The sequence below is a fragment of the Klebsiella sp. 10982 genome (genome assembly GCF_048589245.1).
Lineage (GTDB): Bacteria > Pseudomonadota > Gammaproteobacteria > Enterobacterales > Enterobacteriaceae > Klebsiella > Klebsiella quasivariicola.
Map to the genome: position 1 here is coordinate 48,864 of NZ_JBMAXV010000035.1, position 6,347 is coordinate 55,210.

Consider the following 6,347-nt stretch of genomic DNA (forward strand, 5'->3'; position numbering starts at 1 on the left):
GCTTAATGCTGTGGTAAACCGAAAGTGACCATTGCGCCAGTGGCTAAATTAGGGGAAGGCGTAAAGCGGATCCAGGATCGCAAATCCAGCGCTTGCTGCTTGTGGTGTTAACGGAAAGTGAATAAATATCCTTCGGTCACTTACCATGAGGAGGCCTTATGATCGGTGTTTCTGATGCGGCGCCGCCGCGCGCGGTTAACCAACCTGAGCTGGCCGTCGATGAGCTGAGCCAGATCTGCGAAGGGCTGGCGCGCCAGCGGCCGGAAAATATGCCGGCGCTGCTGAATGCGCTGGCGCTGATTGCGCCCCTGCTCAATGCCATTCCTAATGTGGTCTTTTTTATCAAAGATCGCCAGGCGCGTTATTTGTTGGCGAACCTGACGCTGGCCCGCCGCTGTGGTTTTAAAAGCGTCTCCTCGCTGCTGGGCAAAACCTCCGCCGATGTCTTTCCTTCCGCGCTGGGCCAGGGTTACACCGAGCAGGATCTTCGGGTACTACGGGAAGGCGTGACCCTGCGCGATCAGCTGGAAATGCATCTCTACAACGGCCGCGAGCGCGGCTGGTGCCTGACGCAGAAACTGGCGCTACGCGATATCAGCGGCCAGGTGATCGGCATGGCCGGGATCTCGCACGATCTGCAGGAGGCCCACGCCCGCCATCCGGCATGGCAGCGGCTGGCGATCGTCGACGATCATATCCGCCGCCACTATCACCGGCCGATCGCCATGGAAGAGTTAACCGCCTTAAGCGGGATGTCGATTGCGCAGATCGAACGCTACTGCAAGCGGATCTTTCATCTCACCCCGCGGCAGATGATCCACAAAGTGCGGCTGGAAAAAGCCACCGAACTGCTGGCCGGCGATACGCCGATTACCGATATCGCCCTGCAGTGCGGCTATACCGATCACAGCGCTTTTAGCCGCCAGTTCAAGGCGATGACCGGCTCGACGCCGCGCGATTTTCGCCTCACGCTGCTCGGATAAACGCTGGCTCACACTTTTGCCGACTGTGCTAATTTCGTCATCGTATTGAGGGAAAACCGACAAGCCGCCGGTTCCGCGACACGTCAATCTGTCAGTGAATATTCACCATTCATTCACTTCGACTTAACAAAATGACGACAAGGAACCGAGCATGAGCAAAAAAGCGATTCACTGGAGCGGCGTATTCCCGGCGGTCAGCACGCAGTTTCGTAGCGACTACTCCCTCGATTTAGACGCCACTCACGCGGTGATGAAAAACCTGGTGAAAGATGGCGTTTCCGGGCTGGTGGTGTGCGGCAGCGTCGGTGAAAACACCTCGCTGAGCACCGATGAAAAACTGCAGATTATCGAGGTGGCGAAGGATGCCGCCGGCGGCAAAATTCCGGTCATCGCCGGGGTGGCCGAGTTCACCACCGCCTTTGCCCAGAAAATGGCGAAAGAGGCGGAGCGCGTCGGCGTCGACGGGATCATGGTGATGCCGGCGCTGGTCTACTCCTCAAAACCGCATGAAACCGCGGCCCACTTCCGCAGCGTGGCGAGCGCTACCGACCTGCCGATTATGGTCTACAACAACCCGCCGATTTACAAAAACGACGTGACGCCGGACATTCTCGCCACCCTGACCGACTGCGACAACATCGTCTGCTTTAAAGACTCCTCCGGCGATACCCGCCGCTTTATCGACCTGCGTAACACCGTTGGCGACCGCTTCGTGCTGTTTGCCGGGCTGGATGACGTGGTGGTGGAAAGCATCGCCGTCGGCGCGGAAGGCTGGATCTCCGGGATGTCCAACGCCTTCCCGCGCGAAGGGGAAACGTTATTCCGTCTCGCCCGTCAGCAGCGTTACGAAGAGGCGATGGCGCTGTACCGCTGGTTCATGCCGCTGCTGCATCTCGATGCGCGTCCGGATCTGGTGCAGTGCATCAAGCTGTGTGAAGAGTTGCTGGGCCGCGGTAGCGCCATTACCCGTCCGCCGCGTCTGGCGCTGGAAGGCGAAACGCGCCAGCAGGTGGTGGCGATCGTTGAACAGGCGCTGGCGACGCGTCCGACGCTGCCGGATGTCGGCCTCTGAGCACAGGAGTCAATATGAATGCATCTCAGACCACGGCGGGACGGCAGTTTATTGCCGGACGCCGCATTGCCAGCGGTGAGGCGACGCTATTGAGCCTACGGGCGGTGGACGGCGAAGCCACCGGCCACCGCTTTTATCCGGCTTCACGCGAGGAAGCCGCTCAGGCCGCAGAAGCCGCGCAGCAGGCCTTTGCCGTCTATTCACAAACCACGCCGCAGCAGCGGGCGCGCTTTCTCAACGCCATTGCAGATGAACTGGATACGCTGGGCGAGGCGTTTTTTGCACTCGCCGGACAGGAGACCGCGCTGCCGCTGGCGCGGCTGCAGGGTGAACGGGCGCGCACCAGCGGCCAGCTGAGAATGTTTGCTGGCGTGATTCAGCGCGGCGATACCTTCGCCGCCCGTATTGATACCGCCTTAGCCGACCGTCAGCCGCTGCCGCGCCCGGACCTGCGCCAGTATCAGCAGGCGTTAGGGCCGGTGGCGGTGTTTGGCGCCAGCAACTTTCCGTTGGCCTTTTCCACCGCCGGCGGCGATACCGCCTCGGCGCTGGCGGCTGGCTGCCCGGTAGTGGTGAAGGCCCATCCGGGCCATATGGCCACTGCCGAGCTGACCGCTGAAGCGATCGTCCGGGCGGTAGTGCGGTGCGGTTTACCCGGCGGCGTATTCAATATGATTTTCGGGACCGATATTGGCGCCGAATTGGTCCGCCATCCGGCGATTCAGGCCGTTGGCTTTACCGGTTCGCTGGCCGGTGGTAAGGCGCTGTATCAGCTGGCGCAGCAGCGCCCGCAGCCAATCCCGCTGTTTGCTGAAATGTCGGCGATTAACCCATTGATTATTCTGCCGCAGGCGCTGCAGACGCGGGCCGAGGCGCTGGCGAACGAGCTGGTGGCGTCATTCACCCTCGGCGGCGGCCAGTTCTGTACCCGTCCGGGGTTGATTCTGGCGCTGCGCGGCGCCGGGCTGGAACGCTTTAAGTCGGCGCTGTGCGCGACGGTAGCGGGCTCTTCGCCGCAGGTGTTGCTCAATGCGCCGACCCTTCAGCACTACCGCCAGGGCGTGGCGGCGCTGGCGGTGCACCCGCGTATCGAGAAGCTGGCGAGCGGCATCGCTGCCGGCGCCGGGCAGGCGCAGACCCTGCTGTGGCAGGCTCAGGCCGAGGATCTACTGGCGCAGGATACGCTGCTGCAGACTGAGGTTTTCGGCCCGTTATCGCTACTGGTGGAAGTGGACGACATGGCCCAGCTGCAGGCGGTGGTGAAAGCGCTGCAGGGGCAGCTCACCGCGACGCTGCATGCCGAGGCGGATGATGGCCCGCTGGCGGCGAGCCTGCTACCGCTGCTTTGCGAAAAAGCCGGACGGGTACTGTTTAACGGTTATCCCACCGGCGTGGAAGTGTGCGATGCGATGGTCCACGGCGGCCCGTGGCCGGCGACCACCGACGCGCGCGGGACCTCGGTTGGCAGCCGGGCGATTGAACGCTTTCTGCGCCCGGTCTGTCTGCAGAATGCGCCCGCCGCCCTGTTACCGCCGGCGCTGCAGGATGCGAACCCTTTGAACCTGCTGCGCCTGGTCAACGGCCAGTGGACCCGGGAAGCGATTTCTTCCTCTCATTGACGCAAGGGCATCACCATGACCATTCACACTACGCATAACAGTCAAACCCGCGTTGTTGAGTCGGGTAAGTTTAAAAAACAGCTGACCCTGACCGATCTCACGTTTATCGGCCTGGGCGCGATTTTCGGCTCCGGATGGTTATTCGCCGCCAGCCACGTGGCCTCTATCGCCGGTCCGGCCGGGATCGCGTCGTGGGTGATCGGCGGCTTTGCGGTATTGCTACTGGGGATTGTCTACTGCGAGCTGGGGGCGGCGCTGCCGCGCGCCGGCGGCATTATTCGCTACCCGGTCTTTTCCCACGGCGAGCTGATGGGCTATCTGCTGGGGTTCATCACCCTGATCGCGTTCTCCAGCCTGATCTCGATTGAAATCGTCGCCGCCCGGCAATATGCCGCGGCCTGGTTTCCGGCGTTGACCCAGCCGGGTTCCAGTTCACCGACGCTGCTGGGGTGGGTGGTGCAGTTCCTGCTGCTCTGTTTCTTCTTTGCGCTGAACTACTACAGCGTCAAGACCTTCGCCCGGTCGAACAACTTCATCAGCGTGCTCAAGTTTCTGGTGCCGCTGCTGGTGGTGGTGACGCTATTCGCCTTCTTTAAACCGGAGAACCTGCACGCTCAGGGTATTGCGCCATTCGGCATGTCCGGGGTGGAAGCGGCCATCAGCGCGGGGGGAATTATCTTCGCTTATCTGGGATTGACGCCGATTATCTCGGTAGCCAGCGAAGTGCAAAAGCCGCAGCGGACTATCCCTATTGCGTTGATTTTATCAGTGGTGCTGTCGACGATTATCTACGTGCTGCTGCAGCTGGCGTTCCTTGGCAGTATCCCTACCGAGATGCTGAGCGGCGGTTGGGCCGAGGTGAGCAAACAGTTCTCGCTGCCGTATCGCGATATCGCTATTACCCTCGGCATGGGCTGGCTGGCCTTTATGGTGATAAGCGATGCGATCATCTCCCCGAGCGGCACCGGCAATATCTATATGAACGCGACGCCGCGGGTGATCTACGGCTGGGCGAAGGCGGGTACCTTCTTTAAAGCCTTTACCCATATTGATAAAACGTCCGGTATTCCGCGCCCGGCGCTATGGCTGACTTTTGGACTGTCGATTTTCTGGACGCTGCCGTTCCCCTCCTGGGAACAGCTGATTAGCGTGGTGTCGGCTGCCCTGGTGCTGAGCTACGCCATCGCCCCGGTAACCGCCGCCGGGCTGCGCCGCAACGCGCCGGATCTGCCGCGGCCGTTCCGCGTGCGCGCCTTCGGCATCATCGGCCCGGTATCGTTTATGATCTCGGCGCTGATTGTCTACTGGTCCGGCTGGAATACGCTCTCGTGGCTGTTGGGGCTGCAAATCGTGATGTTTGTCGTCTATGTGATGTGCAAAGGTAAGGTGCCGGAACATACCGTGAGCCTGGCGCAGCAGGTGAAATCGTCGCTGTGGCTGATCGTTTTTTATGCGTTGATTATCCTCTTTTCCTGGCTGGGCAGCTTCGGCGGGCTTAATGTCATAGGTCACCCCTGGGATACGGTGCTGGTGGCGGCGATGTCGTTGGGGATTTACTACTGGGGCGCGCGCAGCTGCCTGCCGCAGGCTAACTTTAGCGGAGACGAAGAAGAGTAAAGGAGAACAGTATGGAGTCGGTAACTCTATCGTTACCTGAAGCTTATGACCTGGCGTTAGAGGTACTCAGCGCCAATGGATTTAGCGCCGACCACGCGGCGGCCATTGCACGTAATGTGGCCGCCGGGGAGCGCGACGGCTGCGCTTCCCACGGCCTGTGGCGGCTGTTGGGCATTGTCGATACCTTGCGTAAAGGCAAGGTATCGCCTGATGCCGAGCCGCAAATCCACGACCAGGCGCCGGCGATTGCGCGGGCGGACGCCGGCGGCGCTTTTTCGCTGCTGGCCTACGAGCGCGCGCTGCCGCTGTTGCTGGAGAAGGCGCGGCACAGCGGCATTGCGGCGTTGGCGATTAACCGCTGCGTCCATTTTTCCGCACTGTTTGCCGATATTGAGCCGTTGACCGAGGCAGGGCTGGTGGGGCTGGCCTGTACGCCAAGCCACGCCTGGGTCGCCCCAGCGGGCGGCACGCGTCCGCTGTTCGGCACCAACCCTATCGCTTTTGGCTGGCCGCGACGGGACAAACCGCCGTTTATTGTTGATATGGCGACCAGCGCCGCGGCGCGCGGCGAGATCCAGCTGCATCAGCGTGCCGGCAAAGCGCTACCGCAAGGATGGGGAATCGACAGTCAGGGACAGCCGACGACCGATGCCGCGGAGGTGCTAAATGGCGCAATGTTAACCTTTGGCGGCCATAAGGGCTCGGCGCTGGCGGCTATGGTTGAGCTGCTGGCCGGGCCGCTTATCGGCGATATGACCAGCGCCGAATCGCTGGCGTGGGATAACGGCGCGGGCGGTCTTCCCTACGGCGGGGAGCTGATCCTGGCGCTGGATCCGCAACGCTTTCTCGGCGCGCAGGCACCAGAGCAGCTGGCGCGCGCCGAAACGCTGTTCATGGGTATGCAGGAACAAGGGGCGCGGCTGCCGGGCAAGCGGCGTTTCGCCTGCCGTCAGCAGAGTGAGCGGCAGGGGGTCACCATCAGCCGTTCATTGCATGATGAGATTTGCGCCTTGCGCCAGGGCGAGTAAGGCGCGAAGCGCCGCTACCCGGGACATC

5 protein-coding genes are annotated in these 6,347 nt (G+C 61.8%); all 5 read left to right on the forward strand.

The window, feature by feature from the left end:
* Positions 1-158 precede the first annotated feature (158 nt).
* The 5 genes from ACKLKD_RS21560 to ACKLKD_RS21580 all read left to right on the forward strand — a co-directional run bounded on the left by ACKLKD_RS21560 (position 159) and on the right by ACKLKD_RS21580 (position 6,319).
* On the forward strand, positions 159-983 hold the full coding sequence (locus ACKLKD_RS21560; protein WP_023288209.1) for an AraC family transcriptional regulator: 825 nt from the start codon (positions 159-161) through the stop codon (positions 981-983).
* A gap of 151 nt (positions 984-1,134) precedes the next feature.
* Complete coding sequence (locus tag ACKLKD_RS21565; protein ID WP_008807565.1) at positions 1,135-2,055, forward strand: dihydrodipicolinate synthase family protein; 921 nt, start codon at positions 1,135-1,137, stop codon at positions 2,053-2,055.
* 14 nt (positions 2,056-2,069) lie between these two features.
* A complete protein-coding gene (locus tag ACKLKD_RS21570; protein ID WP_080898018.1) occupies positions 2,070-3,674 on the forward strand; it encodes an aldehyde dehydrogenase (NADP(+)) in 1,605 nt (534 codons plus the stop codon).
* A 15-nt stretch (positions 3,675-3,689) separates the two neighbouring features.
* Complete coding sequence (locus ACKLKD_RS21575) at positions 3,690-5,291, forward strand: APC family permease (RefSeq protein WP_025713107.1); 1,602 nt, start codon at positions 3,690-3,692, stop codon at positions 5,289-5,291.
* A gap of 11 nt (positions 5,292-5,302) precedes the next feature.
* Complete coding sequence (locus ACKLKD_RS21580; protein ID WP_080898017.1) at positions 5,303-6,319, forward strand: Ldh family oxidoreductase; 1,017 nt, start codon at positions 5,303-5,305, stop codon at positions 6,317-6,319.
* The last annotated feature ends 28 nt before the right edge of the window (positions 6,320-6,347 follow it).